Source organism: Cupriavidus basilensis (assembly GCF_029335485.1).
In the GTDB taxonomy this organism is placed as follows: domain Bacteria; phylum Pseudomonadota; class Gammaproteobacteria; order Burkholderiales; family Burkholderiaceae; genus Cupriavidus; species Cupriavidus basilensis_E.
The window spans coordinates 1-506 of sequence record NZ_JARJLM010000104.1 but is presented as its reverse complement, the minus strand read 5'-3'; the positions used below and the strand labels follow the sequence as shown (position 1 = coordinate 506).

The window sequence follows — 506 nt, the reverse complement described above, 5'->3', positions numbered from 1 at the left end:
CAGCGGCCGCGCAATCTCCCAGGACTGGTTGAAGCCGCGTGCCGCCAGCCGCTGCGGCGACAGCGGGACTGGCGCCAGCATATCGGGCAGCGCCCGGCCGGCTTCCCAGCGGCGCGCCAGTTCGTTCGCGAGCCAGTCTGCCAGCGGCAGCACGCCACCGAACTTCAGGGCCAGCGCCAGGCCGTCCTGGGGGCTGGCGTAGTCGCCCAGTGCCACGGTGGCGTCGAAGGACGGCGGCTCATAGCGGCAGTGGTTGCAGAGGCCGGCATCGCCCGGCCCGGCAAGACGCCGGACGGCACCGCCGATGGGACGGGCGCAGCAATGGCAACGCGGCAGCGGTGTCAGCAGCGCATCCGCGCAGCCATTGCATACGGTCTCGTCCTGCACGGTGCCGCACAGCGCGCAACTCGCCGGCAGCAGCATGCGCAGCAGGCGGCCCGCGTGCCGGCGCAACATGCTTTCGCCCGGGTGCGCCGCGCGGCGCGCTCCCGGCGCGTGCGTGGCAT

1 protein-coding gene is annotated in these 506 nt (G+C 73.7%); it reads right to left on the bottom strand.

Annotated elements, in window-relative coordinates:
• A partial coding sequence (locus tag P3W85_RS06100) for a ComF family protein (RefSeq protein WP_430869504.1) occupies nucleotides 1-506 on the bottom strand: 506 nt, incomplete at both ends.